Annotated in this window: 28 protein-coding genes; 15 read left to right on the top strand and 13 right to left on the bottom strand. The window is 59.2% G+C overall.

The window, feature by feature from the left end; translation table 11 throughout:
* Positions 1 to 125: 125 nt before the first annotated feature.
* Both MF6394_RS09740 and MF6394_RS09735 read right to left on the bottom strand, forming a co-directional pair.
* Complete coding sequence (locus MF6394_RS09740) at positions 126 to 1595, bottom strand: methyl-accepting chemotaxis protein (protein ID WP_044274576.1); 1470 nt, start codon at positions 1593 to 1595, stop codon at positions 126 to 128.
* 96 nt (positions 1596 to 1691) lie between these two features.
* Positions 1692 to 2498 carry a TatD family hydrolase gene (locus MF6394_RS09735; RefSeq protein WP_078466575.1) on the bottom strand — a complete coding sequence of 269 codons (807 nt, stop codon included), beginning with the start codon at positions 2496 to 2498 and terminating at the stop codon, positions 1692 to 1694.
* Positions 2499 to 2734: 236 nt separating this feature from the next.
* On the opposite strand from MF6394_RS09735, the gene MF6394_RS09730 reads away from it, so the two are divergent.
* The 3 genes from MF6394_RS09730 to MF6394_RS09720 all read left to right on the top strand — a co-directional run bounded on the left by MF6394_RS09730 (position 2735) and on the right by MF6394_RS09720 (position 5262).
* Entirely contained in the window at positions 2735 to 4156 is a 1422-nt protein-coding gene (locus MF6394_RS09730) for a transglycosylase SLT domain-containing protein (protein ID WP_044274574.1), read from the top strand.
* Positions 4157 to 4259: 103 nt separating this feature from the next.
* Complete coding sequence (locus MF6394_RS09725) at positions 4260 to 4694, top strand: DoxX family protein (protein WP_078466574.1); 435 nt, start codon at positions 4260 to 4262, stop codon at positions 4692 to 4694.
* Between the two features lie 259 nt (positions 4695 to 4953).
* Positions 4954 to 5262 carry a hypothetical protein gene (locus MF6394_RS09720; RefSeq protein ID WP_003189853.1) on the top strand — a complete coding sequence of 103 codons (309 nt, stop codon included), beginning with the start codon at positions 4954 to 4956 and terminating at the stop codon, positions 5260 to 5262.
* A gap of 4 nt (positions 5263 to 5266) precedes the next feature.
* Here MF6394_RS09720 and MF6394_RS09715 read toward each other — a convergent pair whose 3' ends face one another.
* Genes MF6394_RS09715 through MF6394_RS09705 form a run of 3 tightly spaced genes read right to left on the bottom strand, consistent with a single transcriptional unit; the run spans position 5267 to position 8669 of the window.
* The gene (locus tag MF6394_RS09715) at positions 5267 to 7003 is read right to left on the bottom strand and encodes a Gldg family protein (RefSeq protein ID WP_078466573.1); all 1737 of its coding nucleotides are present in this window, start codon (positions 7001 to 7003) and stop codon (positions 5267 to 5269) included.
* A gap of 17 nt (positions 7004 to 7020) precedes the next feature.
* Entirely contained in the window at positions 7021 to 7746 is a 726-nt protein-coding gene (locus MF6394_RS09710; protein WP_044274571.1) for an ABC transporter permease, read from the bottom strand.
* Complete coding sequence (locus tag MF6394_RS09705; RefSeq protein WP_078466572.1) at positions 7743 to 8669, bottom strand: ABC transporter ATP-binding protein; 927 nt, start codon at positions 8667 to 8669, stop codon at positions 7743 to 7745. The genes MF6394_RS09710 and MF6394_RS09705 overlap by 4 nt, the downstream gene beginning before the upstream one ends.
* A gap of 240 nt (positions 8670 to 8909) precedes the next feature.
* Between MF6394_RS09705 and MF6394_RS09700 the strand changes: the two genes are divergently transcribed.
* Entirely contained in the window at positions 8910 to 9956 is a 1047-nt protein-coding gene (locus tag MF6394_RS09700) for a hypothetical protein (protein ID WP_078466571.1), read from the top strand.
* A 124-nt stretch (positions 9957 to 10080) separates the two neighbouring features.
* Positions 10081 to 10560, top strand: coding sequence for a transcription elongation factor GreB (greB, locus tag MF6394_RS09695; protein WP_034126726.1), 480 nt, complete (start codon positions 10081 to 10083; stop codon positions 10558 to 10560).
* Between the two features lie 37 nt (positions 10561 to 10597).
* Here greB and MF6394_RS09690 read toward each other — a convergent pair whose 3' ends face one another.
* Together MF6394_RS09690 and MF6394_RS09685 are read right to left on the bottom strand one after the other, a co-directional pair.
* Positions 10598 to 13108 (bottom strand): ABC transporter permease, encoded by a 2511-nt coding sequence (locus MF6394_RS09690; protein WP_044274568.1) that lies wholly within the window; start codon positions 13106 to 13108, stop codon positions 10598 to 10600.
* Entirely contained in the window at positions 13108 to 13791 is a 684-nt protein-coding gene (locus MF6394_RS09685) for an ABC transporter ATP-binding protein (protein WP_003189864.1), read from the bottom strand. The genes MF6394_RS09690 and MF6394_RS09685 overlap by 1 nt, the downstream gene beginning before the upstream one ends.
* Positions 13792 to 13801: 10 nt before the next feature.
* Here MF6394_RS09685 and MF6394_RS09680 point away from each other — a divergent pair, with 10 nt between their 5' ends.
* From MF6394_RS09680 to MF6394_RS09670, 3 genes are all read left to right on the top strand, one after another.
* Positions 13802 to 14407, top strand: coding sequence for an arylesterase (locus MF6394_RS09680; protein WP_044274567.1), 606 nt, complete (start codon positions 13802 to 13804; stop codon positions 14405 to 14407).
* A 58-nt stretch (positions 14408 to 14465) separates the two neighbouring features.
* Positions 14466 to 14759, top strand: coding sequence for a hypothetical protein (locus tag MF6394_RS09675; RefSeq protein WP_003189866.1), 294 nt, complete (start codon positions 14466 to 14468; stop codon positions 14757 to 14759).
* A 77-nt stretch (positions 14760 to 14836) separates the two neighbouring features.
* Positions 14837 to 15802 carry a L,D-transpeptidase family protein gene (locus tag MF6394_RS09670; RefSeq protein ID WP_003189867.1) on the top strand — a complete coding sequence of 322 codons (966 nt, stop codon included), beginning with the start codon at positions 14837 to 14839 and terminating at the stop codon, positions 15800 to 15802.
* A gap of 172 nt (positions 15803 to 15974) precedes the next feature.
* Here MF6394_RS09670 and oprI read toward each other — a convergent pair whose 3' ends face one another.
* Positions 15975 to 16226: an outer membrane lipoprotei OprI gene (gene oprI / locus MF6394_RS09665; protein ID WP_003172710.1), complete on the bottom strand. Its 252-nt coding sequence runs from the start codon at positions 16224 to 16226 to the stop codon at positions 15975 to 15977.
* A gap of 612 nt (positions 16227 to 16838) precedes the next feature.
* Between oprI and MF6394_RS09660 the strand changes: the two genes are divergently transcribed.
* Positions 16839 to 17120: a GNAT family N-acetyltransferase gene (locus MF6394_RS09660; protein ID WP_003189869.1), complete on the top strand. Its 282-nt coding sequence runs from the start codon at positions 16839 to 16841 to the stop codon at positions 17118 to 17120.
* 69 nt (positions 17121 to 17189) lie between these two features.
* On the opposite strand, the gene MF6394_RS09655 is transcribed toward MF6394_RS09660, so the two are convergent.
* A complete protein-coding gene (locus MF6394_RS09655) occupies positions 17190 to 18266 on the bottom strand; it encodes a 3-deoxy-7-phosphoheptulonate synthase (protein WP_003189871.1) in 1077 nt (358 codons plus the stop codon).
* A 130-nt stretch (positions 18267 to 18396) separates the two neighbouring features.
* Complete coding sequence (locus MF6394_RS09650; RefSeq protein WP_044274565.1) at positions 18397 to 18831, bottom strand: PilZ domain-containing protein; 435 nt, start codon at positions 18829 to 18831, stop codon at positions 18397 to 18399.
* Between MF6394_RS09650 and MF6394_RS09645 the strand changes: the two genes are divergently transcribed.
* The 4 genes from MF6394_RS09645 (at position 18830) to cysB (ending at position 21920) form a co-directional block, all read left to right on the top strand.
* On the top strand, positions 18830 to 19216 hold the full coding sequence (locus MF6394_RS09645) for a thioredoxin (RefSeq protein WP_044274564.1): 387 nt from the start codon (positions 18830 to 18832) through the stop codon (positions 19214 to 19216). The genes MF6394_RS09650 and MF6394_RS09645 overlap by 2 nt on opposite strands.
* The gene (locus tag MF6394_RS09640; protein ID WP_069558438.1) at positions 19213 to 20175 is read left to right on the top strand and encodes a putative 2-dehydropantoate 2-reductase; all 963 of its coding nucleotides are present in this window, start codon (positions 19213 to 19215) and stop codon (positions 20173 to 20175) included. Before MF6394_RS09645 ends, MF6394_RS09640 begins: the two co-directional genes overlap by 4 nt.
* A 165-nt stretch (positions 20176 to 20340) precedes the next feature.
* Positions 20341 to 20841: a universal stress protein gene (locus MF6394_RS09635; protein ID WP_044274562.1), complete on the top strand. Its 501-nt coding sequence runs from the start codon at positions 20341 to 20343 to the stop codon at positions 20839 to 20841.
* Positions 20842 to 20945: 104 nt separating this feature from the next.
* Positions 20946 to 21920: an HTH-type transcriptional regulator CysB gene (cysB, locus tag MF6394_RS09630; protein WP_003189876.1), complete on the top strand. Its 975-nt coding sequence runs from the start codon at positions 20946 to 20948 to the stop codon at positions 21918 to 21920.
* 111 nt (positions 21921 to 22031) lie between these two features.
* On the opposite strand, the gene MF6394_RS09625 is transcribed toward cysB, so the two are convergent.
* The gene (locus tag MF6394_RS09625; RefSeq protein ID WP_069558442.1) at positions 22032 to 22514 is read right to left on the bottom strand and encodes a GreA/GreB family elongation factor; all 483 of its coding nucleotides are present in this window, start codon (positions 22512 to 22514) and stop codon (positions 22032 to 22034) included.
* Positions 22515 to 22528: 14 nt separating this feature from the next.
* Entirely contained in the window at positions 22529 to 22900 is a 372-nt protein-coding gene (locus MF6394_RS09620; protein ID WP_069558439.1) for a hypothetical protein, read from the bottom strand.
* A 132-nt stretch (positions 22901 to 23032) separates the two neighbouring features.
* On the opposite strand from MF6394_RS09620, the gene earP reads away from it, so the two are divergent.
* On the top strand, positions 23033 to 24166 hold the full coding sequence (gene earP, locus MF6394_RS09615) for an elongation factor P maturation arginine rhamnosyltransferase EarP (RefSeq protein ID WP_078466570.1): 1134 nt from the start codon (positions 23033 to 23035) through the stop codon (positions 24164 to 24166).
* 49 nt (positions 24167 to 24215) lie between these two features.
* Entirely contained in the window at positions 24216 to 24788 is a 573-nt protein-coding gene (locus MF6394_RS09610) for an elongation factor P (protein ID WP_003172723.1), read from the top strand.
* Between the two features lie 66 nt (positions 24789 to 24854).
* On the opposite strand, the gene MF6394_RS09605 is transcribed toward MF6394_RS09610, so the two are convergent.
* Complete coding sequence (locus MF6394_RS09605; protein WP_010176159.1) at positions 24855 to 25274, bottom strand: organic hydroperoxide resistance protein; 420 nt, start codon at positions 25272 to 25274, stop codon at positions 24855 to 24857.
* Positions 25275 to 25809: the final 535 nt, after the last annotated feature.

Raw genomic sequence — 25809 nt, 5'->3', positions numbered from 1 at the left:
GGACTTTGCAGTGGTTGTCAGGTAAAAGAAGTCGGCGTTATTCGCGAGAGGAGCGAGGAAGTTTCGTCTTAATCTCAGGTAAATCGAGGCTTGGTCGTAGGAGTCGGATTACAGCTGGAACAGTCTTACAACTTCAACTGCCCAATCGCCTTGCTCAACTCCCCGGCCAGCGTCGCCAGTTCATTGCTGGTGGTCGCCGACGCCACGGTTTGATGTACGGTGTTTTCGGTCACATCGCGAATGCTCACCACGGCGCGGTTCATTTCTTCGGCGACATGGCTTTGTTGCTCGGCGGCCACGGCAATCTGGGTGTTGCTTTCGCGCATCTGTGCCACGGCCCCGGTGATTTCAGCCAGCGCGATGCCGGCTTCCTGGGCCTGCTGCACGCAGTCATCGGCCTTAAATGAGCTTTCCTGCATGAAGTCCACGGCGTCGCGGGTGCCGGCTTGCAGCGCCGAGACCATGCGGGTGATTTCGTCGGTGGAGCTTTGCACGCGCTTGGCCAGGTTGCGCACTTCATCGGCGACCACCGCGAAACCGCGGCCCATTTCCCCGGCGCGGGCGGCTTCGATGGCGGCGTTGAGGGCAAGCAGGTTGGTCTGTTCGGCGATGCTGTGGATCACACTGACCACACCGTTGATTTTCTGGCTGTCTTCGGCCAGTTTCTGGATCATTTCGGCGGTCTGCTGTACGCCACTGGACAGCCCGGCGATCGAGCGCTGCACCCGGGTGACCACTGCCTGGCCGCTGCCGGCGAGGGTGTCGGCGGACTGGGACAAGTCACGGGTGGCGCCCGCGTGCTGGGCGATGTGGTAGACGGTGGCGGTCATTTCGTTGATGGCGGTGGCGGCCTGGTCGGTTTCGCTCTGCTGGCCGAGCATGCCGTGTTGTACCTCGTTCATGCTGCTAGCCAGGCGTGCGGCGCCGTCGTCCAGTTGCCGGGCGGTGCGGGCCACGGTATTGACCACCCGCTGGTAGCCGGCTTGCATGGCGTTGAAGGCACTGGCCATCTGGCCGACTTCATCCTTGCAGGCCAATGGCACCCGCGCCGAGAGGTCGCCGGTTTTTTCAACGTGCAGCATCACATCCTTGAGGGTGTTGAGTTGGCTGAGCAGGAAGCGGATCAACAACTGCGAGGCGCCGAGCATGGCCAGCATCAGCACGGCTACCGCGACGGCGTAATGAGTGAAGCGTTCACGGAACACTTGGCTCAGGCTCGGCGCGTAGGCCAGGACTGCGACCTGCTGGCCGCCGGCCCGGCTGATCACTTCGGCGCCGATCAGCGGGTTTTCACCGAACAACGGCATGGGGTTGAGTTCAGTCCAGCCGTTGGCAGTGCTCAGGGCGGGCAGATCCTGGGGGATCTGGCCTTTGGCAAAGGTGAGCCAGTGCTCACCCGTGGGCAAGGTTTTGTCGGCTGGCCAGGCGCTGAGCAGGCGCCCCTGAGCCTGGGCCGATGCCTGCGACGCCTGGCTGCGCGCCTGTTGTTCAAGCTGTACGGCGTACAGCACCAGCAGCAGGGTGGTGATAAAGGCGACCGCATTGACGGCCCAGAATTTGTATTTGAGCGAGATATTGCTAAGCCAGGCACCCATGGAAGGTTTTCTCTGATAGCGGAAACAGCATTGGCAAGGTGCCATTATTGTGCCGCTATTCAGAACAGCGCTTTTGACGTGGGTCAATGCGCCGCATTAATCCACGGCAGGCAAACCGAAAAAGCGCCGGGCGCAGGCGGTGCTGTGCAGCGCCAGGTCTTCCATTGTTTCGTTACGGTGCAAGGCCACTTCGCGCAGTACTTCGGGCAGGTACGCCGGCTCATTGCGACCATTTTTCGGCTTGGGGCGCAGGGTGCGTGGCAGCAGGTAGGGCGCATCGCTTTCCAGCATCAGACGGCCTCGGGGAATTTCCCTTACCAGCGGATGCAGGTGAGTGCCACGGCGTTCGTCGCAGATCCAACCCGTGATGCCAATGTGCAAATCCAGGTCCAGGTAACTGAACAGTGCGGCCTGTTCACCGGTGAAGCAGTGCACCACGGCGGCAGGCAGGTGGTCGCGGTAGTCCTTGAGGATCTCCAGCAGACGCTGGTTGGCATCGCGCTCATGGAGAAATACCGGCAGTTGCAGCTCGACCGCCAGGGCCAGGTGTTCTTCGAGGACTTTTTCCTGCTGGGGGCGAGGGGAGAAGTCCCGGTTGAAATCCAGCCCGCATTCACCCACGGCGCGCACTCGGCTGTCGCCCAGCAAGCCGCGCAGACGTTGGGCGCTGTCGCTGTTCCAGTCGCTGGCAGAGTGGGGGTGAATGCCGGCAGTGCTGAACAGGCGCTGGCCGCTTTCGTCGAGTTTTACACACAGTTGCAGGGCCTGTTCGCTGCCCTCGACGCTGGTGCCGGTGAGTACCAATTGCTGCACGCCAGCGGCGTAGGCGCGTTCGAGAACGGCCGTGTGCCTCTCGTCGAAACTGGGGTTGGTCAGGTTGACGCCAATATCAATGAGTTGCATGGTGCTATCTCCGCCTGCGGCCGGAAAGCATATCAGAGCTGTAGATTGATAAGAAAAACCAAGAACTACAATGCGTTAACGCTGTCTTTGAACGTCGCAAGCGACATTGTGGTGGGCCGATTGCCTGCCACCGTGGCGCCGTTGCACGCCTTGCCAGCGCATAAAGCGCTCTGTTTCTGACCACCAGCACTGCGTTATTCGCGCAGGCGCTGGCCAGTTTTCTTTCCGGAGAGCGGATGATCCGACCCTCGGCGTTGCTTATGTTGTGCCTGACGTTATGGCTGCCCATGGCGGCGGTCGCACGTCTGGATGGGCCGCTGCAAGTGGCCAAACCCGGCAAGGTCCGCGACCTCGCGCAAATTCGCTCCAGCCGCACCCTGCGCGTCTTGGTCAACCAGAGCCGCAACAGTTCCGGTGAAGTGCAGGGCCAGGCCATCGGTGTCGAATACCATCGGTTGCGCGCCTTCGAGCAGTACCTCAACGGCCATGCCCGTGATGGGCAGGCCATCAACCTCAAGATCATCCCCAAGGCCAAGGATCAGTTGCTCGGCGCGCTGGCCCGCGGTGAAGGCGACCTGGTAGCGCCCGGTGAGTTGCTGGACGTGAAGGGCGTGCGCAAGGTCAGCGCCAGCGACCCAATTGTCAGCGATGTGCCGTTGTGGCTGGTGGGCGTCAAGGGTGAACGACGCTTTACCAAGTTGGAGCAACTGTCGGGTCGCACACTGACGCTGACCACCGGCAGTGCGGCGGCGGATGCCATCAGTCAGGTCAATCAAAAACTGGCTCTGCACAAGCGCCCACCGGTGAAAGTGGAATGGGTTGACCCCAGCCTGGCGGTGGAAGATGTCCTGGAGATGGTGCAGGCCGGGATTTTTCACCTGACGATTGTGGAAAAACCGATTGCCCAACGCTGGGCGAAAATCCTGCCCAAGTTGCGCTTTGACAAACAGGTAGTGATCAGCGAACCGGGCGACGAGTTCTGGTTTGTACGCCAGGACGCGTCGATGCTGCGCGCCAGCATTGATCGGTTTCTCAAGACCTATCACACGCCTTCCGACCAGGATGTGGCTTTCCAGCGTATCTATCGACGCCTCTACCAGGTCCGTAACCCATTGGCGCGGGCTGACCGCCAGCGCCTGGAAAAACTGCGTCCGGTTTTGCAAAAACATGCACGTGAGCAAGGTATGGACTGGCTGAACCTGGCGGCGTTGGCGTTCAAGGAGTCTTCCCTGGACCCAGGTGCGCGCAACAGCGGCGGCCCCACCGGCCTGATGCAGATCACGCCGTCGGCGGCCCAGCGGGTGGGGGTCAACAATATCGAGACGCTCGACAATAACGTGCAAGCGGGGGCGCGTTACCTGGCGATGATCCGTCGCAAGTTTTTCGCCAGCCCCAAGCTCAATGAGCGCGAGCGCATGGCCTTTATGCTGGCAGCGTACAACATGGGGCCGGAGCGAGTGCAAGGCATGCGCACCGAGGCCAAGCGCCGTGGGCTTAACCCCAATCAGTGGTTTTTCCAGGTTGAACGCATTGCCATGGAGCAGGTAGGGATGGGCGGCGTCAGCTATGTTAATAGCGTCAACAAGTATTATTTGGCGTTCGATCGGGAGCGGGAGTCCCTGGAGCCGACAGCGGCCAAAATTGCCTCGCGTAAATAATCGAATTGTTAGATATTAATTAAGCAATATTTCGGCTTTTATCATTGTTTAAACTGATTAATATAGCGGCCAACCAACCCCTACCTGGAAAAGGATTTACCCCATGAGCCCAATGATTACCCGTGTACTGTCCACTCGCGCCGGTTATGGCCTGACTATTCTGCGCGTCTTCGTGGGCATCATCTTCGCTGCCCACGGCTCGCAAAAACTCTTCGGCTGGTTTGGCGGTGGTGGCCTGGCGCGCACCGCACAATGGATGGAAAGCATCGGCCTGGCGCCGGGTACGCTGATGGCGCTGCTGTCGGGCGGTACCGAGTTCTTCGCCGGCCTGGCCCTGATCATCGGTTTGCTGGTTCGCCCTGCTGCATTGGGCCTGACCTTCCTGACGCTGGTGGCGATTTTCTCTGTACACATCCACAACGGGCTGTTCATGGCCAACAACGGTTATGAGTTCGCACTGGCGTTGCTCGGTGGCGCTCTGGCGGTGTTGCTGGAAGGTGCGGGCAAATTGTCTGTCGACCGCGCGATCACTCACTGATCGTTTTGCAAGCTGCACAAAAGGCCCGCTGATGCGGGCCTTTTCGTTGCCCAGGATTCTTGACACTGCCCCACCGGCTTCTCTAGGATGCTGCTCATGCGCCGATTTAAACAGCTAATTGCGGGGCGCCACTGGGTCTCAATGCAGCCCGACAGAAGTACGCTTGCTCACGCTAGGCGTTCCTCGAAATACCGCTAAAGCGCTGGTTCGGTGTTGCCTCTCACCTGCCCGCAGACTTTTGAGGCAGAGACACGACACGATGAATGCACTACGCCCCCTCATACGCCTGGCCCCGATCACCGCGGACCTGACGCAACGCAATCCGAAAATCCTGTTGGGCGGCAAGCACCAGCCGACACTGCTGCGCTATCTGGACGGCTGGCCACGTCGTTCCGGTCGGCCCTCGGCGTTCCTGATCCAGTTTGTTGAAGACGGCGATTCACTGGCCCGTTTTGCCAGCGACAGTTTCGATCTGGCAGTGATTCAGGCACCGAGTGCCAGCAACGCCCATGAGGTGATCCACCAACTGACGCGCATTGCCCGGCAAGGGCTGATTGCCCGTCGGTGAGCGATTAGTGAAAGATCGCGGGGGTACGACGCCGGCGCTGGTGTAGGAAAAGTAACCAGGCAATCAGGCACAACAGCAGCGGAAGGGGCACGATTATCAGCCCTTTGAGCTGTCGCTCGAAACGCTGCACCGGGGCGTAGGCCTGCGCCTTGAGTGCATGCAACTCGATGGGCAACTGCAGGCGCTCTTTGTTGAGTGCCTGCAACTGGGTACTGGTATCCACCGCTTGGGTGATAAGCCGTGTGTGCAGTGGATTCAACCTTCGCCACGCTTGCTCCGTCTGCTCAAGTCGTCGCTCCAGCTCAACCGAATTTTTCCGATACGCCTGTGCGGCTTGGTCCCGCATCTGATCCAGCCTGTGCAACGGTTGGTGCATGACACGGGGTCGAATGCGTTTGAGTGCGTCGGGCGCCGCCAGGTTATCCAATGCATTCAATACAAACTGCGCGTTGCCGTTGGGTCGTGCCTGGCTGAGAGTGTCCGCTAGCAGGTCAGTGTCGGCCACGACAACCATCTGAATCAGTTCTGCTTTTTGCAGCCCGGGCGGCTGGCCCTTGAAACCGTCGGGAAACGCTGAGTAAGCGGGCCCCTCAATGCGCGCTGCGATTACATGGCGCTGCCCTGAAGTTGCCGTTTCATCGATGAGCGAGTCGAATGTCGTCGCTGAGGCAAAGCGTTTTGCGTCTAACAGGGCCGATTGCCCTGAGCCCAGTAGAAGCGGGGTCAGCAGTGAGCGGCTCTTGGGCGCTAGCGAAAGCGCACCGCTGCTTGAGACGATGACACTGTCCAGTCCCCAGGTGCTGATATCCTTCGTGGCCATGGCCTGTCGTGGCAGGTGTAACCGGGCCGGGTGCAGTACCCGGGGCATTCCCGGACCGGGCGTGGCTGATGAGGCATAAAGATTGTCGATCAACAGCTTGTCCTCCGGCATCTGGATGCCCCACGCGTTCAGCAGCCCCTCCATTCTCGCGTTCGCTGACACGGCGTCAGCGCCTATCTCGCTCACGGGGTCGATGAACATCATCAACGGGGTGCCTTTCATTACCGATTGCTCAATGGCATATAAGGCCCGCTCAGGTAAAGCGTGCGGCTGTATGACCATCAATGTCGCGATGGATGGCGGTACCTGAGCGATGTTCGCCGCCAGTTCCACCACATTGAATTGCTCGCGCATCAACGCCAGCAACTCGCTGGCCGGTTTATCCAGCGACAGTCCCGACAGCAGGCCGACAGTGGCACGCTCAGGGTGCCCCAACTTATAGATCAGGTGGCTGATCTCATATTCAAGTAATGACTCGTGCTCAGGGCGGAACGCTTCGATGCGTTGGGCGCCTTGGCCAGCGCGGGTGCCGATAAGACCAAGAAATCCTTGTGTGTCATCAAGCCCGAACAAGCTGGCTTTGTAGGCGTCTTCAGAAAAGGGAGCGGGGTTTATGATATGTAAGTTGATCAGGCCGTTTGCCGCTTTTTCGAACGCCTTGAGCACGTCTTCGACGCGCCGGCCATAACGTTCTAATGCCTGGCTTTTTTGCGGCGCATTGAGGGTATTGAAGTAATACAGATCCAGTGGGCTTTCAAGTGAGGCAAGTAGTTGCCGCGTTGCTGGCGATAACGTATGGATTTTTTCTTGGGAAAAGTCCCATTGGACAGTAGGTAGTTTGGGTACCCAGACTAGATTGAGTGCCAGAAACAGCAGTGATATGACGAGAAGTGTCATACCCGCACGAAAAGCGGATCCCATCAGTGGTCTTCCTTTTCTCAACTGCTTTTGTAGTTGAGTGTGAGGGTGGTTGCAAACAGAAAAGCAACGATCATGCTGATAAAGTACAGGCTGTCATGGAGTGTAAGCCTGCCGTTATCCATCGCGCTGAAGCGGGCAATGGGATCCAGGGACATCAAACTGTCGATAACCCATATGGGTGCTTGTTGTTCAAGTGCATCCAGTACTGACGAAAGCCCACTGGCGGTCAGCAACAAGCCGAGGGTGACAAAGAAAATCAGCAGGCGTTGGTTGGCAAGTACACAGATGAAACAACCCACGGAAAGATAACTTCCCGCCAGCAACCAACTGGCCAGAAACTGCGAAGCGATAACGGTATTGTCAGGCGTGCCCAGATAATTGACGGCAATCACCAAGGGGAAGTTAAGCATCAGCGCAATGCCACAGACAGTCCATGCTGCGATAAATTTTCCGATCACTCGTTCCACTGAGGTGACAGGCAAGGCCTTCAGGGTGTCGTAAAAGCTGGCGTTGGATTCATCCGACCACAACTGCGTCGATAACAGGGGGACCAGCACCAAATAGAGCCAGGGATGCAGCTCGAAAAAAGCCTGCAGATCGCTGCTGTTGCGCTCCATCCATTGGTTGGAATGCAGTCCCAGCACTGCGCATAGCGCGAGAAAAATCGCCACGCTCAGATAGGTGCTGGGCGCGCAGGCATAGTTGGCGAGTTGTCGTTTGAAAATGACAGGTAGCAGTCTCAAGGTGTTACCTCTTGGCTCAGGTGGTGAACGACATCGTTCAGGCGTCCCGGCTCCAGATTCATTGACGTGATGTTCCAGCCGCGATGGGTGATAAGCGCGTTGATTGCGGGAAATATGGAATGCCCAGGCATGGCAAGGACCGTCACCTTGCCGGGTGCATGTCGGTCTTCTTCGATGCCGGCGACGCCGGGCAATACGGCCAGCGCGAGCAAGTCCAGCGAGGTGTCTGCTGCGAGGGTGACGGCCTGGAAATGCCGGGAGCTGCGCTGTAAGTCGGGCAGTGAGGCATCGGCCACCAGGCGGCCACCGGCCATAACCAAGGCACGGGTGCAGATGTCCGCCAGCTCCTGGTAATGGCGGGAGGCGATGATGATGGTCATTTCCTCGCTCAGGGACTCAATGAGTGCCCGGAACTTGAGCCGTTGATCAGGACAGAGCCCTTCTGTGGGTTCATCGAGCAGCAGCAGGCTTGGTGAATGCAGGAGCGCCTGGGCCATTGCCACTCTGCGCTTCAAACCGAGGGAAAGTACGCTGATGGCGCAGTCGAGCACGGGCAGCAGTTCCAGGCGTGCGGCGACCTGCGCCACCTGGCTGCGTTTTTCCAGCCCGCTCAAACCGCGAATGGCAGCAATGAAATTGAGCATGTGTTTGACGGACATCGTGTGATGGTCGAGGCCGCCTTGAAGTTGATAGCCAATGACTTTTTTGGCTTGAGTTGAATGGGTATGGGTATTGAAACCTTGAATAGTGATGTGCCCGGCCGTCGGCTTGATCGCCCCGGCGATCAAGCTCAATAGTGTGGTTTTGCCTGCACCGCTCTCTCCCAGCAGGCCCACACACTCCTGGCGCTGGGCACAGAAGGACACGTTGCTGATTACGCGTGTTTTGCCCAGCTGTTTTGTCAGGTTGCTTATCTCGATCATGGTTTTACCGAATAAGTTTTGCAGGGCGTGTGAGAGGGGCCGGCTGTAGGGGGAAGTGCTTTAAAAAGGGTACGTTCAATATGAAGGCTTGGGAACGCGAAGTATGCTTAATAAGAAGAATCCTACGTTCGCTCCGATAATTCGCTGAAACAATTGTTTTGTTTTGAATACTTATTAATGTTCGGATGTTTATCGGATGTTTATATAAAGTTTTCTTTTTTGTAATGAGGCCTGATTGCCATGATGCTTCTACGTACTCTTGTTCTTGAGCGCAACGATGAGGGGACGCCGGTTAACGGCGCCTTGTTGTGCGGGTTTGCTGTTACGCAAACGGCGTCCAACTTTCTGGTGTACAGCCTGGATGAGGAGGCGGAGCCCGGCCACTCCAGGGTTTATGTCGCCGCATTACGTAAAAAGATTGAACGGTATTTCCTGGGAGGCGTTGATTCCAAAGAGGACCTGCAATTAGCCATGCAAGTCTTCAAACAGATCTTGACGATGGCAGCCGCAGCCGGCTCGAAGACGACGCCCATTGCCGAACCCCAGGTTCCCTTTCATTTCATTGATTTGAAAGGCTGCCGGTTACCGCCGGCCAGGCCAGAGGATCACCACTCGGTGATCATCAAGAAGGCTCTGGTCATGAAGGTCATCACCCTGGGCATGTCAGCCCCTGCGTTGCCTGCGATCGAAAGCAGTGCAGTGATCGTGCCGTCCATTCGCTTCTCGTCGCAAATGGTTGCGCCGCCGCGAAATCCGCGCTCAGCCAAGACTGCGCCGCAGCCTATGGATGAAGACACCGTTGAGGAACCGGCGCGGTCGCTGGTCGCGATACCGCAGGAGCAGGTGGAGAGCAGTGCGTCGCCTGTTCCGGTTGAACAAGATGCCAGTCACTTTGAGCCAGACAACCTGCGGTTGGACCCACCTGAGCCGGAGTCCGAACCCTGGGACCCGCCTGCTCAGCTGGACCATACCTCTTTGCTCGAAATGGACAGCGCACTGAGCAACCTGGCCAAGGTCGCCCAGGAACTGACGCAAAAAAAATGCGCAGTACTGGAGAAGGAACAGATGCTCGAACAGTGGCAGGCGCGATTGCAACAGCAGCAGAGCCAACTGGAAGAGAAGGGCCGTGAACTTGAACAGCGCCATGCCTATTTGCAGGAGCAGGGCTTGGAGGTCAGCCAGAAGGCCGAAAAGCTGGCGATGATGATGTTGCAGTTGTCGGGTATGCGCCAGCGTATGCAGGGCACGTTGCTTGAGTTGGATCAAGTGCTGGAGGGGCATGGGTGAGGTAATGGGGCGCCGGCCTGGATACTTTCCAGGGTTCATTTATCATCAGTCCCAGCCAGCCGCTGCCTGGGCATGATGCCCTGGCATAACGGCACCATTGGACATTGCCTGGGGATGCAAGCGTTTGAGTACCAAGCTGATTACCAAAGAAGGTCATGAAGCGCTGAAAAAAGAGCTGGATTACCTGTGGCGTGAAAAGCGTCCGGATACCACGCGCAAAGTGACCTGGGCGGCCTCCCTGGGAGATCGCAGTGAAAACGCCGATTACCAGTACAACAAGAAGCTCTTGCGCGAGATAGACCGGCGCGTGCGTTACCTGCGCAAACGCCTGGAAGACATGCGGGTGGTGGAGTACATGCCCGAGCAGGAGGGAAAGGTATTTTTCGGCGCATGGGTCGAAATCGAAAACGAACAGGGCGAGACCAAGCGTTTTCGCATCGTCGGTTATGACGAGATCTACGACCGTATGGATTACATCTCCATCGACTCACCCATGGCACGGGCTCTGCTGCGCAAGGAGGTGGATGACGAAGCAGTCGTACAGACCCCCGGCGGAGAGGTGTGCTGGTGGATCACCAAGATCGAATATGTGAAGCCCGCCTGATGGCTCGTACCTTGGCTGGGTACGTGCCATCCGGGTTTCAGCCTTCGCGCAATACGGTCAGCGGGCTGGCATTCAGCGCACGGCGCGTGCCGAACACTCCGGCAGCGCCAATCAACAAAGCACCGATCACGGGCAGCAGCAACAGCCACGGGTGGGGATGCCACGCCAGGTCAAAGGCATAGCGGTACAGCACCCAGGTCACCAGTTCGGTGCCCAGTGCCGCCAACAAGCCGCTGACCGCCCCCAACAGGCCGAATTCGATGCGGCGGGCCTTGACCAGCAACTTACGCTCGGCACCTAGGGCGCGCAGCAATGCACCCTGGCGGATTCGTTCATCCAGGGTGGCCTGCAGGCCAGAGAACAACACCGCCATGCCCGCCGCGAGTACAAACAACAGCACGTATTCGACGGCCAAGGTCACTTGGGCAAGGATGCTGCGCAACTGCTCCAGCAGGGCCTCGACCTGCAGGATAGTGACCGCCGGGAAGGCCCGTGACAGGTCGACGATCTGTTGGTCATGGCCGGGAGCCAGATAGAAGCTGGTGAGGTAGGTCGCGGGCAGATCTTTCAGGGTGCCCGGTTGGAAAATCATGAAGAAGTTGGGCTGGAAGTTATCCCAGTTGATGGTCCGCAGGCTGGTGACCCGCGCCTCACGGTTTTCCCCTCCGATGGTGAACACCAGATGGTCGTTGAGCTTGAGCTTCAGGCTCTCGGCCACTTTGGCTTCCACCGACACGCCAGGAACCCCATCAGTGGGTTGCGCCGACCACCAGCTACCTGCCGTCAGGACGTTACCCGCTGGCAAGTCGGCTGCCCAGGTCAGGCTCAGGTCGCGTTGAGTGGCACGGTCGCCGCTGGAGTCCTTGCTGACAATCTCCTGCACCGGTTCGCCATTGATGCTGATCAAGCGCCCTGGCACCACCGGGTAAAGCGGCGCCGCTTGCGCCTGGACGTCCAGCAGGCGGGTGCCAAAGGCGTCCTTGTCGGCCGGCAGGATATTCAGGGCGAAGTAGTTGGGCGCATCCTTGGGCAACTGGTTTTGCCAAGTGTCGAGCAATTCGCCTCGCAACAGCGCGATCAACCCCATGGAGAGCAGGATCAAGCCAAACGCCAGGGACTGGCCTGCCGCCGCCAACGGGTGACGCAACAACTGGCCCAGGCCCAGGCGCCAGGGCAGGGAGGCGCGAGCCAATAACCGCCGCAGGCTTTGTAACAACAGCAACAGCAAGCCACCCAGGAGCAACGCAGCCACCACACCGCCGCCGAGTAACGCGAAGGTCAATACCAGGTCCAGGCTCAGGCGCCACATGATCAGGCCCAAGGCAAACAGTGCCGCGCCGTAGACCATCCAAGTGCTTGAAGGAATAGGCAGCAAATCGCGGCGCAACACCCGCAGCGGCGGTACCCGGCCCAGTGCGGCCAGCGGCGGCAGGGCGAAGCCGGCGAGGGCGACCAGCCCGGTACCGATCCCGGCGACGGCCGGCAGCAGCCCGCCCGGCGGTACGTCGGCGGGCAGCAGGTCGTGCAGGAAATAGAACAGGCCAAACTGCGCCAGCCAGCCGAGCAGGGCGCCGGCCAGGCTTGCCAGCAAGCCCAGCACACTCAGTTGCAGGGTGAACAACAACATCGCTTCACGGCGCGACAGGCCCAGGCACCGCAACAACGCGCTGGCATCGAAACGTCGGCTGGCGAAGCGGTTGGCCGACAGCGCCACGGCCACGCCAGCCAGCAGCACGGCCACCAGGCTGGCCATGTTCAGGTAGCGTTCGGCCTTGCCCAGCGCGCCGCCGATTTGCTGGTTGCCATCGCGGGAGTCCTGCAGGCGCTGGTTGGCGGCCAGGCCCGGTTTGACCAGGTCGCGATAGGTTTGCAGCGCAGTGCTGCCTTGCGGCGCACGCCATAGTTCGCGGTAGCTCACCCGGCTGCCTGGCTGCACGACACCGGTGGCGTCCAGGTCCGCCAGGTTGATCATGACCCTGGGCGTGAGGCTGTAGAAGTTGCCGGCGCGGTCGGGCTCATAGGTCAGGATGCGCGCCAAGCGCAGGGTCTTCATGCCGACATCAATGCTGTCGCCGACTTTCAGGTCCAGCGCCGTCAGCAATCGTGCTTCCACCCAGGCTTCGCCGGGTTTTGGGCCACCGCCCGGAACTTCAGCGCCGAAGGGCTCGGTGCTGCTTTTAAGCTCGCCACGCAACGGGTACTGCTCGTTGACCGCTTTGATGCTGGAAAGCTGGATGCCATTGTCGGTGGCGATAACGCTGGAGAACTCCACGATGCGAGCGTGATCCAGGCCCAGTTCGGTCCCTGATTTGATTTGCTCGGGACGGGCCGGCGAGCTGCCTTCGAGCACCAGGTCGGCGCCGAGGAACTCGGTGGCACGCAGCAGCATGGCGCCGTTGAGACGTGCACCAAAGTAGCCGATGGCGGTGCTGGCGGCCACGGCCACCAGCAGGGCAAAGAACAACACGCGCAATTCACCGGCGCGGGCATCGCGCAGTAACTGACGCATGGCAAGGCTGAACAGACGCAACAGCGGCAAACGTGCCATCAAGGCTCCAGGGGCGCGACCATCAGGCCGGCTTCAAGGCGGATCAGGCGTCGGCAACGATGGGCCAGGCGCTCGTCATGGGTGACCAGTACCAGGGTCGTGCCGCTCTCTTTATTCAACTCGAACAGCAGGTCGCTGATGCGCTCGCCAGTATGGCTGTCGAGGTTGCCGGTGGGCTCGTCGGCGAACAGCACGTCCGGTTCGGCGGCAAACGCGCGGGCGATCGCCACCCGTTGTTGTTCGCCACCGGACAACTGGCGAGGCGAGTGGGTCAGGCGTTGGCCCAGGCCTACGCGCTCCAGCAGGTGTTTGGCGCGCTCGCGGGCGTCCTGGCGACCGTCCAGCTCCAGCGGCAGCATCACGTTTTCCAGCGCGTTCAAGCTGTCGAGCAACTGGAAAGATTGGAATACGAAGCCCACATGCTCGGCACGGATGCGTGCGCGCTGGTCTTCGTCGAGGGTGCTCAGGGCTTGCCCGGCCAGGGTGACTTCGCCGCTGCTGGGCAGGTCGAGGCCGGCCAGCAGGCCCAGTAGGGTGGATTTGCCGGAACCGGAGCTGCCGACGATAGCCAGGCTATCGCCCTTGTTCAGTTCCAGGCTCAGTTCGTGCAGGATAGTCAGTTCACCTTCCGCGCTGGGAACCACTTTGCTAAGGTTTCGCGCGGTGAGAATGCTTGCGCCCATGGAGAATCCGATGCGAGTGTGGTTTTTGAGTGCTGGCCTGGCCTTGATGTGCATGGCCCAGAACGCAGCGGCGGGTACAGTCCTGATCGTTGGCGATAGTATCAGTGCCGGTTTCGGCCTGGATACCCGCAAGGGGTGGGTCGCGTTGCTGGAGCAACGGCTCAAGCAGGAGGGTTTTGACGATAAAGTCGTCAATGCTTCCATCAGTGGCGACACCAGTGCAGGGGGCCTCGCGCGGCTGCCGGCGGCGCTTGCGGCGCATAAACCGGATGTAGTGGTGATCGAGTTGGGTGGCAACGATGGCTTGCGCGGCCAGCCGCCCGCGCAATTGAAACAAAATCTTGCGTCGATGATTGACCAGTCCAAGGCCGGTGGTGCCAAGGTGCTGCTGCTGGGGATGCAGATTCCGCCCAATTACGGCAAGCGCTATGTCGAAGCCTTTGCCAAGGTGTTCGGTGATGTCGCAGAGGAAAAAAAGGTGCCGTTGGTGCCGTTTTTCCTCGAAGGCGTCGGCGGCCATCCGGAGTTGATGCAGGCTGACGGGCTGCATCCGTCAGTCGCCGCTCAGGACAAGTTGCTGGAAAATGTCTGGCCAACGCTAAAACCGCTGTTATGACGCTTTTCTACCGGCAGGCTTTCGGCTAAGGTGGCGCCCCCCCGATTTGGAGCCCTCGATGTCGCGCCCTGCCTGGTCCCTGTTTAACTACCAACTGATCGAGCCGGACGAGCAGCTGGACCTGTTCGCCTGCCAGGAAGTGCGGGTGCATTTGGTGGCGCGTCAATTGGAACTGGGCGGCTCCATTGATCGCACGCTCTGCGGCACTTTATTGCCGGCACAGCCACGCTGGTCATCGGTCAACCGCTCGATTTTCCAAGACCAGCGACTCTGTCCTTTATGCCGGGCGATTCTCGAATCGCAAAAGCGCGGCACGCCGCCGATCTGGCCGGAGCTGCGCTTCGAGCTATAAACAGCTTGAAGCTTGGCGCTGCGAAGCCGTATACAATCAATTTTTCCCTACCCGTCGTCTTGCGAAGGATTTTCCGGATGTTGTCGCGCCTTTCCGTCGTCACCTGCTGCCTGTCTCTTGCTGCGCTTTGTGCGGCGGGTTCGGCGGCGGCCTTGCAGTTGCCCTTGCCACCGCCCGGTGAGGACATTGTCGGCCAGGTCCAAGTGATCAAGGCCAAGTACGAAGACACCTTTGCCGACCTGGGTACTACCTACGACCTGGGCTATTCGGAAATGGTCGCGGCCAACCCGGGTGTTGATGCCTGGTTGCCGGGAGCGGGCACCGAGATTGTGCTGCCCACACGCTTTATCCTGCCGCCCGGGCCGCGGGAAGGCATTGTGATCAACCTGGCGGAATACCGGCTTTACTACTATCCAAAAGGCCAAAACGTCGTCTATACCTTCCCGCTGGGTATTGGCCGAGAAGGCTGGGGCTCGCCGATTGCTCATACCAGTATCATCGCCAAGACGCCCAACCCGACCTGGACGCCACCGGCCTCGATCAAGGCCGAGCACGCCGCCAACGGTGATCCGCTGCCCAACGTGGTGCCTGCCGGCCCCGATAACCCACTGGGGCCGTTCAAGTTCACCCTGGGCACGCCGGGTTACCTGATCCACGGCTCCAACATGAAGTTTGGCATTGGCACGCGTACCAGCCACGGTTGCTTCCGCATGTTCAATAACAACGTGTTGGAAATGGCGGGCATGGTGCCGGTGGGCACGTCAGTGCGCATCATCAACGACGCGTACAAGTTCGGCAGCAGTGGTGGCAAGGTCTACCTTGAGGCCCACACGCCGTTGAATGATGACGGTACGCCATCGGTGGTCGACAAGCACACCGCAGTTATCAATGCGTTGCTCAAGCGCGAAGACCTGTCCAATAACCTGCGGGTCAACTGGGACCAGGTACGTGATGTGGTCGCCGCCGAGGATGGCTTGCCGACCGAAATTGGTGTGCCAGGCGCGGCGCCTGTGGCCTCAAGTACGCCGGCCGACCTGCTGTAGGAGCGAGCTTGCTCGCGAAAAACCTGAGGGCGCCGCTGTCATTCAGGACGCCCGCGTCATCGTTGACCATCTTCGCGAGCAAGCTCGCTCCTACAGGTGGCGCGTGCCAAATCAAAGGCAAAAAAAAGCCGACCCATAAATGGATCGGCTTGATAACAACCCCGAAGGATTATTACTTGCGGCTTGCTTTTTCAAGCATGCGCAGAGCGCGCTCGTTAGCTTCGTCAGCAGTCTGTTGTGCTTTTTGAGCAGCAGCCAGAGCTTCATCAGCTTTACGGTAGGCTTCGTCTGCACGGGCCTGGGAGCGAGCTGCTGCGTCTTCAGTTGCAGTCAGACGAGCTTCGGTTTCTTTGGAGACGCTGCTGCAACCGGTAGCCAGAACTGCGGCCAGAGCCAGAGCAGAGAATTTCAGAACGTTGTTCATCGTGTTCCCCTTCAAGGACTTTCAATTTAATGGCTACTTTCTCAGAGTGAGCTAATAGCCGGCGTACATACTACCCATTACTTGTAGTAAGTAAACTGACGTTGCGCAAGAAGCAAAAAAAATTCTTGTGCCGAATCTATTTTGGCTAATCTTTTGACGGTTTGTATGAAAACCGTCCAATTTTTTGCGCCTCGACGAACATTGGATCCAGGCTGAAAGGGCCGGCCCGCATGTGTTAAGCCTTGTAAATAGATGAAATTTTATATAACGAAGCGGGGCACTTTGGTTGCCCTTGGCTTTACTGCGCCAGGCATCTTTTGCGCATCTAGAGGTGACTTTAAGAGCGCCAGTTCGTCTCAAGGTTCAACTGCCGGCAATGTTCAGGCTATCGGTCACCGATTGATCGAGGCCCTTTCTATATCCACCAGCGGCGGGGAATGACGAGTGCGCCTTGAGCAATTTCAGGATTGGTGCCTACTATTCCCTATGTGCTGGTTGTGAGCGCTCACGGTTTTCTCGCTGTCGAAACCGGCACGGGGTGGCGTAGATGTTCCTTCGCCGGAAAAACATCGGTAAGGTAGGGTCGTTAATTCAGACCCGCGAGGAGTAGTGATGAGCGAGGCGTTGTCCATCCACCATGACCAGGCTGGTCATCAGTTCGAGACCAATGTGGACGGTCATCGTGCCTACCTGACCTACATGGACCTCGGGAAGCAGACCCTGGATATCTATCGCACCTTCGTGCCCAACGCACTGCGGGGGCGAGGCATCGCGGCTGCGTTGACCGAGGAAGCCTTGAAGTTTGCCGAAGAGGCCGGCTACACGGTGATCCCGTCGTGCTCCTATGTCGAACGCTACATGGAGCGCCACCAGCGCCATGCCGCGAAGCTGTAACTGACCAGTTGCCAATAAAAAACGCCGGGCTTAGCCCGGCGTTTTTGTGTGCGCGAAACAGGTACAGGCTCAGGTGCGTTTGCGCTGGGGCAACACGTCCTTGAGTTTGGCATGCATGCTGCGCAGGGTGGTTTCGGTGGCGGACCAGTCGATACAGGCGTCGGTGATCGACACGCCGTACTGCAAGTCGGCCAGGTCTTTTGGAATCGCCTGGCAACCCCAGTTCAAATGGCTCTCTACCATCAAGCCGATGATCGACTGGTTACCTTCCAGGATCTGGTTGGCAACGTTCTCCATCACCAACGGCTGCAACGCCGGGTCTTTGTTGGAGTTGGCGTGGCTGCAGTCGACCATGATGTTTGGCTTGATCTTGGCCTTGTTCAGCGCCTGTTCGCACAGGGCGACGCTGACCGAATCATAGTTGGGCTTGCCATTGCCGCCACGCAGCACCACGTGACCGTAGGCGTTGCCCTTGGTGGTCACGATGGACACGCCGCCTTCCTGGTTGATGCCCAGGAAACGGTGAGGGCTGGAGACCGATTGCAGCGCATTGATCGCCACGGTCAGGCCGCCGTCGGTGCCGTTCTTGAAGCCTACGGCCGAGGACAGGCCGGACGCCATTTCGCGGTGGGTCTGGGATTCGGTGGTGCGTGCGCCGATGGCCGACCAGCTGATCAGGTCCTGCAGGTATTGCGGGGAGATCGGGTCGAGGGCTTCGGTGGCAGTGGGCAGGCCCATTTCAGCCAGGTCCAGCAGCAGCTTGCGACCGATGTGCAAGCCGTCCTGGATCTTGAAGGAGTCGTCCAGGTACGGGTCGTTGATCAAGCCTTTCCAGCCGACGGTGGTACGCGGCTTCTCGAAATACACGCGCATGACCAGGTACAAGGTGTCGGACACTTCAGCCGCCAGCACCTTGAGGCGCTCGGCATATTCGTGGGCGGCCTTGAGGTCGTGGATAGAGCAGGGCCCGATCACCACGAAGAGGCGGTGGTCGGTGCCGTCGAGAATGTCACGGATGACTTCGCGGCCCTTGGTGACGGTCTGCAGGGCAGCGTCGCTCAGGGGGATTTCGCGCTTGAGCTGATCGGGGGTGATCAGGGTCTCGTTGGATTCAACGTTAAGGTCATTGATCGGTAAATCAGCCATCGTGTTACTCGCCAGGGTCACGGGTGCCGGCCGCCAGCTATCCCCGTGCGGCGGGCACAGCATGATTTGAATGCAGGGGGGAGGAACCTTAGCGCGTAACACGGGCCCGCGACAATGGGCAAAGCCCGGTTTAATCCAGCGCTGGCTGCACAACCGCCTCATGGGAGAACTCGCCGGCATGGCGCGACACCCAATCGCGGGCCATGGCTTCCAATTGTGCAGGCGTTGGCTCGGCATCGTCGTGCAGGCGGCAGTAACGCTCGATCTGGCACACTTGCTCGCCCATCCGCGCACCGAACAAGGCGTGTTCATCGGTAAAGCAGATACCGATGCGATAGCCCTGTTCGACCTTGCGGCACCAGGCAACATAGCCCGGATAACGGGCGCTGGGCCCCAGGGAAGGTATATGCAGGTCAACCGCCGTGCCGGCGCGCCAGGCACGCGGCCAATTGCAGGCGATGCCGCCACGGCCGATAGTGTGCAGGCGTTGGCGGGGAAGGGCGGGAGAGGGACGTTGGATCAACTCGACAGCGACATCATCAGGGTGAGGTAAAAAACGACCCATGTACACGGACTCCGAGCGCCGTCCAGTTGACGGCAATGGCAGCAGTATAGTGAAGGAACTGGAATTGACCGACCTGGATATTGACCAGCAATTGCTGGGATTGCCAGGTATTTCGCTGGTAGTGTTCACCAGTGTCGGTTGTGCCAGTTGCCGCTGGGCACGCCAGCAATTGCCCGGCTGGCAATTGCCGGTGGACCGCGTGTGCTGGGTGGATGCCGGGCACAACGGCGGTGCGGTGCAACGCTACCAGATCTTTCATTTGCCGGCGTTGTTCCTGGTGTGCGAGGGTCAATTCCTTGGGCAATTACAGACACGTCTTACAGCGTCCGACCTCGCCGAATGCGTAAACCAGGCGCTAACCCGAACACCAGAGGATTTGCCATGACAGCAGTTGCAGCCCCGTCGCCACGCATTGGCATTATCGGCACCGGTGCCATTGGTGGTTACTACGGACTGATGCTGGCGCGTGCCGGCTTCGACGTGCATTTCCTGTTGCGCAGCGAATACGCCGCAGTGAGCAAGCATGGCTTGCACGTCAACAGTACGGTGCATGGGCAACTGCGCCTGCATCCGGTGCAGGCCTATGCCAGCGCCGCCGACATGCCGCCGTGCGACTGGCTATTGGTGGGCACCAAGTCCACCGGCAATGTGGACCTGGCGCCGACCATCGCCCAGGTGGCGGCGCCGGACGCCAAAGTGGTGCTCCTGCAAAACGGCCTCGATGTGGAAGACAGCCTGCGTGAACACCTGCCGCCGTCGCTGCATCTGTTGGGCGGCCTGTGCTACATCGGTGTGCACCGCTCGGCCCCCGGTGTGGTCGAGCATCAGGCGTTGGGCCGGGTCAACCTGGGCTATCACAGTGGCACGGCGGCCAACGATGAGGCGCGGCAACAGGCGATTGTCGAAGCCGGCGCCGGGCTGTTTCATCAAGCCGGTATCGAGTCCCAGGCCATGGCCAATGTGCATCTGGCGCGTTGGCACAAGCTGGTCTGGAACGTGCCGTTCAACGGCCTCTCGGTGTTGCTGGGCACAGGCACCACGGCCATGATGGCCGATGAGTCCAGCCGCGAGTTGATCCAGGCGCTGATGGCCGAGGTGGTGCAGGGCGCGCATGCGTGCGGGCATGAAATTGCTGCCAGCTACGCCGGGCAGATGTTCGCCATGACCGAAACCATGGACGACTACCTGCCCAGCATGTACCACGACCACCTGCACAAGCGGCCGTTGGAACTGGCGGCCATCTACGCCCGTCCCTTGGCCGCTGCCAAAGCGGCCGGTTGCGAACTGCCACGCATGCAGGCGCTTTACCAGGCCTTGAGTTTTATTGATCGGCACAACCGCTGATTGGGGGGAGCCACTATGGCGAAGGGGTTGGGTGACAAGCGGGTGCTGGCGATGTCCTTTCTACCAGGCCGTCTGGCTGGAAGCCCCAATGAGTTGAGAATCCAGACCGAGCGCTAGCTGCTAAGCTCATTCAATCCCCGCCATCCTGGCAGTCCAGGAGGTTCTATGATTCGTTCGATGCTGTTTGCCACGGACCTCGGTCTGTATGCGCCCTATGTGATGCAACATGCACTGGCGCTGGCGCGAACGTTCAAGGCCGAGCTGTATGTGATTCACGTGGTCGAACCCATCGGCTTGTTCGCCGAATCGGTGTTGCAGAGCTACCTTGATGAGGCCGCCTTGAGCGAATGGCAGAGCAAGGGGCTGAGCACGGTGATGGCGACGATTGAACAACGCGTGCTGGACAGCTTTCGAGAGGAGTGGGGGGAGGGGGAGCAGGACCTGCAATGGATTCGCTCGGTCAAGGTGATCCAGGGGGACCCTTGCGAGGTGATTCTCGACCAATTGCGCAAACTGTCCGTCGACTTGCTGGTCGTCGGCAGTCATAGCCAGGCAACCGGCGTGGCCGTCCCCCTTGGACGTACCGCCGCACGGGTGTTGCAGTTGTCCCCGGTGCCGGTTTACCTGGTGCCGTCGTTGCAGCGTCGGCGCAGTGACGACAGTTGATCGGTAAAAACGATAAAAAAGTTCTAGATTTATCCGCCAAACCTTTAATATAGTTATATACCGTCGCTGATACCCGTGGCGTCTATCTGCTTTGAGGGATTGATATGAAGCTTCAACAACTGCGCTACATCTGGGAAGTGGCGCACCACGACCTCAACGTTTCCGCTACCGCTCAAAGCCTCTACACCTCGCAGCCTGGTATCAGCAAGCAGATCCGCCTGCTCGAAGACGAGTTGGGCGTCGAAGTTTTCGCACGCAGTGGCAAACACCTGACCCGCGTCACTCCGGCTGGCGAGCGCATCATCACCACCGCCGGCGAGATCCTGCGTAAAGTCGAAAGCATCAAGCAGATTGCCCAGGAATTCTCCAACGAGAAGAAAGGCACCTTGTCGATCGCCACCACTCACACTCAGGCACGTTATGCACTGCCGCCGGTGATCCGCGATTTCATCAAGCAATACCCGGACGTGGCGCTGCACATGCACCAGGGTTCGCCGATGCAGATTGCCGAGATGGCCGCTGACGGCACCGTCGATTTTGCCATCGCCACCGAGGCCCTGGAATTGTTCGGCGACCTGGTGATGATGCCCTGCTACCGCTGGAACCGTTGCGTGGTTGTGCCTCAGGGGCACCCGTTGGCCAAGCTGCCGAAGCTGACCCTGGAAGCCTTGGCTGAATACCCGATCGTGACCTATGTGTTCGGCTTTACCGGCCGTTCCAAGCTCGACGAAGCCTTCAGCCATCGCGGCCTCACGCCCAAGGTGGTGTTCACCGCTGCCGATGCCGACGTGATCAAGACCTATGTGCGCCTCGGCCTGGGCGTTGGGATCGTTGCCAAGATGGCGGTCGACACCAACCTGGACAAAGACCTGGTGGTGCTGGATGCCAGCGAATTGTTCGAGTCCAGCGTGACCAAGATCGGTTTCCGCCGCGGTACTTTCCTGCGCGGTTTCATGTGCGACTTCATCGAGAAATTCGCGCCGCACCTGACCCGCGAAGTGATGGCCAAGGCGATCCAGTGCCACAACAAGCAAGAGCTGGAAGAGCTGTTCGACGGCGTCGAATTGCCCGTCCACTGACACGATTACCCTGTAGGAGCGAGCTTGCTCGCGAAGATCGTGGGGTGCCAGGTTGTATGCGGCGCCCTTGCGTTTCTTCGCGAGCGAGCTCGCTCCTACAGGGGCTGTAGGTTATCTGGCCTCGGTCACCGTAAAGTACTGCCGAGCGCCGGCCACCAAAATCTCCACTTCTTCATCGATACGCTTGCCCAACAGGCCTTTGCCCAAGGGCGAGCGCGGCGTGATGACGGTCACCGGTTGCCCGACCACATCCACTTTCAAACCCGCTGCATCCGGCGCCAGGAACAGCCATTGCTGACGACCGTCCTCGTCTTCCAGGCCTACCAGCGTGCCGATCTCTATCCCGCGTTGATCATCGTACGCACGTAGTTGCAGTTGCTGGCACAGCATCAGCGATTGCTTGATCTCCTCCACTCGCCGGGCCTGTCCGGTGGCCAGGTAGGAAGCCTCCAGGCCAAGGGTGTCGTATTTGTTTTCGGCAATGTTTTCTTCGTGGGTCGCGGTTTCGTAGGCGGTCTGCGCGGCGCGTTGGACGATGTCGAGGTCGACGGTGAGTTTTTCCAGGATCAACTGGAGCACGGCGTGTTTATTCATGGCGGTATTTGGCATCAATCGCAGAATTGCAGGACATTGGCCCGCGTCTTTTCATTGGGGGCGTTCTGGTCTTGTTGCAGCCAGAACTGGCATTTGGGGTTGGACAGATTGCGCGCGTTGCTTCGTGCCTGGTCCAAGGCCTGTTGTTGTTCCTGTTTTCGCAGGTTCTGCTGGTACTGTTCGAACAGCCGGTTCGGTGGTTGCGACTCATCAAACGTGGCCGGCTTGCCCAATTGCTGGACCGCCTGGGCCACCGGCGCCAGGCTCTGGGGGAACAGGTAGCGAGACGCCAGCCAAGTGGTCAGCGCAATGGCGATAAACCCCAGCCACACGCCTGCGGCAATCGCAATGCAGAGCTTGAACAGCGACAGCGGACGGTCAGACATAAGGGCCTCCTGGCAGGCTTTGACGGCATGGCGGTGATTGTCGCACAGCCTCCGTGCAGAATAATCGCGATCAAGCCTTCTGCATCCACGCATTTATGCGGACAATCAGACCTTTGATCGATGGAGCCCGGAATGAAAGCCCGCTGGGATATTTTTTGCAGTGTCGTCGACAACTACGGCGACATCGGCGTGACCTGGCGCCTGGCCCGGCAGTTGGTGGTGGAGCATGGCTGTGATGTGCGTTTGTGGGTCGACGACCTGCGCGCCTTCGAACGCATGTGCCCGGACATTGATGTGCAGGTGGGCCAGCAATGGCAAGAGGGCGTGCAAGTGCGCCACTGGCCGGCCGAATGGCCAGGCGCACACCCGGCCGATGTGGTGATTGCCGCGTTCGCCTGCCAGCTACCGCCTGAATACATGGACCGCATGGCCGAGTGTGAGCGTGCGCCATTGTGGATGAACCTCGATTACCTCAGCGCCGAAGACTGGGTGGTGGGCTGTCATCGCTTGCCTTCGGTGAAGTACAAGGGCGTGCAGAAATACTTTTTCTTCCCCGGTTTTCGCCCTGGCACCGGCGGCCTGCTGCGTGAAGCTGGCTTGTTGGAGCGCCGCCAGGCATTTCAGCAGGATGACGTCGCGCAGCGACAGTTCCTGCAAAGCCTGGGCGTTGCTCCGACGGCCGGAGCGCGTTTGATGTCGCTGTTTGCCTATGAGAATGACGGCTTGGCCGGCTGGCTGGACGTATTGGCAGCCGATGGGCGTGGGACGCACTTGCTGGTGCCGGAAGGGCGCATTCTGGGGGATGTGCAACGCTGGCTAGGCGTGAACAGCTTGTCCGCAGGCGACATCCAGGTGCGCGGCGCGCTGACCGTACAGGTCATTGCATTCGTGCGTCAGGAGCAATATGACCATTTGCTGTGGTGCTGCGAATTCAACGCCGTGCGTGGCGAGGACTCATTCGTGCGTGCCCAGTGGGCGGGCAGGCCATTGCTGTGGCACATCTACCGCCAGGACGAAGACATCCACTTGGACAAGCTCGACGCCTTCCTGGAGCTGTACACCGCCTCACTTTCGCCGGCCGCCAAGGCTGCCGTCGTTACGCTCTGGCAAGCCTGGAACGCTGATGGCGATATGGCACAGTCCTGGAAAATGCTGCTGGAACATTGGCCGGAGGTCAGCCAGCACGCGCAGAACTGGTGTCTGGAACAAGGCTTGCAGGCCGATCTTGCGACGGCGCTGGTACAGTTTTATGAAAGTTGGATATGATACGCCACCTTGATTTTTGTCAATCCCATCCAAATTTCGGATATACGCAATGAAAACTGGTAAAGAACTGAAACCCGGTACAGTGATCCGTCTCGAAAACGACCCTTGGCTGGTTCAGAAAGCTGAGTTCACCAAGTCTGGTCGTAACAGCGCAATCATGAAGACCAAGCTGAAGAACCTGCTGACCGGTTACAAGACCGAGATCGTCTACAGCGCCGATGACAAACTGGACGATGTAATCCTCGACCGCAAAGAAGCGACCCTGTCCTTCATCAGCGGCGACACCTACACGTTCATGGACACCACTGACTACACCATGTACGAGCTGAACGCTGAAGATATCGAAGCCGTTCTGCCATTCATTGAAGAAGGCATGGAAGACGTCTGCGAAGCTATCTTCTTCGAAGAGCGCCTGGTTTCCGTAGAGCTGCCGACCACCATCGTGCGTAAGGTTGCTTACACCGAAGGCTCCGCTCGCGGCGATACTTCCGGCAAGGTGATGAAGCCTGCCAAGCTGAGCAACGGTACCGAACTGCAAGTGGCCGATTTCATCGAAATCGACGACCTGATCGAGATCGACACCCGTGAAGGTGGTTCGTACAAAGGTCGCGCCAAGAAGTAATTCTGGCCCCGGCGATACGAAAAAAAGCCCGACCTTGAGTCGGGCTTTTTCGTGGGCGTCTGTTTATCAGACCGTTACATGCAAGCGCACATCCACGTTGCCACGGGTGGCGTTGGAGTAAGGGCAGACTTGGTGCGCGGCATCGACCAAGCTTTGCGCATCATCCTGGGCCAGACCCGGCAGGCTGATATGCAGGTCGATATCCAGGCCGAAGCCGCCAGGGATCTGGCCGATTCCCACGTGGGCGGTGATCGATGCGTCATCCGGGATCTTGCGTTTGGTCTGGCTTGCAACAAATTTCAGTGCGCCGATAAAGCAAGCAGAGTAGCCGGCAGCAAACAATTGCTCGGGGTTAGTGGCCTGGCCACCGGCACCGCCCAACTCCTTTGGAGTCGACAGTTTTACGTCGAGGATATTGTCGCTGGAAACGGCGCGACCATCACGGCCGCCAGTGGCGGTGGCTACTGCGGTGTAGAGCGTTTGCATGGGGCGTTCCTCTGTGTTTTAGCGCTAAACATTTGCGCGCTAAGTAGTTGGTGAGATGAATGTATAGCGCTAATGTTTAGTGCGCAAGATAAATTTTCAGCTTTTTGAATGATTGAAAAATTTGAAGGCGCCGCAGAGCAAAAAAGTGGGAGCTGGCCTGCCTGCGATTGCGGTGTGCCAGCCCTGAAAAAACTGACTGATTCGCCGCCATCGCAGCCTCGGTATCTACACAACTTTGCAGGCTGTAGCAGCAGACGGTAACCACGATGCGAAGCGAGCCGCTCTTGATCTGCTTTTGATCTCAAGCGCCCCGTCAAACCACGCTGGCCGGAATTCGACAGGGATTTGGGGGGTAAACCGGCAGGGATGCCGGTTTAGCCGCCCCGCGCCATGGATGGCGCGTGGCGGCGGCCCCCCAAATCACTGGCGGATTACGGGCACACCGAGCCTAAGCGAGGTGCCGAGTGGTGGGGCAAGAGCGTTTTGCTTACTTTTGCGCTGTTCAAAAGTGAGCCGCTGTCAGAGCGGAACCCTA

This window comes from Pseudomonas sp. MF6394 (genome assembly GCF_002018845.1).
Classification (GTDB): domain Bacteria; phylum Pseudomonadota; class Gammaproteobacteria; order Pseudomonadales; family Pseudomonadaceae; genus Aquipseudomonas; species Aquipseudomonas lactis.
The sequence above is the reverse complement of the archived record's forward strand: the minus strand, read 5'-3'. Positions and strand labels throughout refer to the sequence as shown.

Coding starts and splice junctions, on each gene's coding strand:
- MF6394_RS09740 (WP_044274576.1), bottom strand. CDS start 1,595: ATGGGTGCCTGGCTTAGCAATATCTCGCTCAAATACAAATTCTGGGCC.
- MF6394_RS09735 (WP_078466575.1), bottom strand. CDS start 2,498: ATGCAACTCATTGATATTGGCGTCAACCTGACCAACCCCAGTTTCGAC.
- MF6394_RS09730 (WP_044274574.1), top strand. CDS start 2,735: ATGATCCGACCCTCGGCGTTGCTTATGTTGTGCCTGACGTTATGGCTG.
- MF6394_RS09725 (WP_078466574.1), top strand. CDS start 4,260: ATGAGCCCAATGATTACCCGTGTACTGTCCACTCGCGCCGGTTATGGC.
- MF6394_RS09720 (WP_003189853.1), top strand. CDS start 4,954: ATGAATGCACTACGCCCCCTCATACGCCTGGCCCCGATCACCGCGGAC.
- MF6394_RS09715 (WP_078466573.1), bottom strand. CDS start 7,003: ATGGGATCCGCTTTTCGTGCGGGTATGACACTTCTCGTCATATCACTG.
- MF6394_RS09705 (WP_078466572.1), bottom strand. CDS start 8,669: ATGATCGAGATAAGCAACCTGACAAAACAGCTGGGCAAAACACGCGTA.
- MF6394_RS09700 (WP_078466571.1), top strand. CDS start 8,910: ATGATGCTTCTACGTACTCTTGTTCTTGAGCGCAACGATGAGGGGACG.
- MF6394_RS09690 (WP_044274568.1), bottom strand. CDS start 13,108: ATGGCACGTTTGCCGCTGTTGCGTCTGTTCAGCCTTGCCATGCGTCAG.
- MF6394_RS09685 (WP_003189864.1), bottom strand. CDS start 13,791: ATGGGCGCAAGCATTCTCACCGCGCGAAACCTTAGCAAAGTGGTTCCC.
- MF6394_RS09680 (WP_044274567.1), top strand. CDS start 13,802: ATGCGAGTGTGGTTTTTGAGTGCTGGCCTGGCCTTGATGTGCATGGCC.
- MF6394_RS09675 (WP_003189866.1), top strand. CDS start 14,466: ATGTCGCGCCCTGCCTGGTCCCTGTTTAACTACCAACTGATCGAGCCG.
- MF6394_RS09670 (WP_003189867.1), top strand. CDS start 14,837: ATGTTGTCGCGCCTTTCCGTCGTCACCTGCTGCCTGTCTCTTGCTGCG.
- oprI (WP_003172710.1), bottom strand. CDS start 16,226: ATGAACAACGTTCTGAAATTCTCTGCTCTGGCTCTGGCCGCAGTTCTG.
- MF6394_RS09660 (WP_003189869.1), top strand. CDS start 16,839: ATGAGCGAGGCGTTGTCCATCCACCATGACCAGGCTGGTCATCAGTTC.
- MF6394_RS09655 (WP_003189871.1), bottom strand. CDS start 18,266: ATGGCTGATTTACCGATCAATGACCTTAACGTTGAATCCAACGAGACC.
- MF6394_RS09645 (WP_044274564.1), top strand. CDS start 18,830: ATGTACACGGACTCCGAGCGCCGTCCAGTTGACGGCAATGGCAGCAGT.
- MF6394_RS09650 (WP_044274565.1), bottom strand. CDS start 18,831: ATGGGTCGTTTTTTACCTCACCCTGATGATGTCGCTGTCGAGTTGATC.
- MF6394_RS09640 (WP_069558438.1), top strand. CDS start 19,213: ATGACAGCAGTTGCAGCCCCGTCGCCACGCATTGGCATTATCGGCACC.
- MF6394_RS09635 (WP_044274562.1), top strand. CDS start 20,341: ATGATTCGTTCGATGCTGTTTGCCACGGACCTCGGTCTGTATGCGCCC.
- cysB (WP_003189876.1), top strand. CDS start 20,946: ATGAAGCTTCAACAACTGCGCTACATCTGGGAAGTGGCGCACCACGAC.
- MF6394_RS09625 (WP_069558442.1), bottom strand. CDS start 22,514: ATGAATAAACACGCCGTGCTCCAGTTGATCCTGGAAAAACTCACCGTC.
- MF6394_RS09620 (WP_069558439.1), bottom strand. CDS start 22,900: ATGTCTGACCGTCCGCTGTCGCTGTTCAAGCTCTGCATTGCGATTGCC.
- earP (WP_078466570.1), top strand. CDS start 23,033: ATGAAAGCCCGCTGGGATATTTTTTGCAGTGTCGTCGACAACTACGGC.
- MF6394_RS09610 (WP_003172723.1), top strand. CDS start 24,216: ATGAAAACTGGTAAAGAACTGAAACCCGGTACAGTGATCCGTCTCGAA.
- MF6394_RS09605 (WP_010176159.1), bottom strand. CDS start 25,274: ATGCAAACGCTCTACACCGCAGTAGCCACCGCCACTGGCGGCCGTGAT.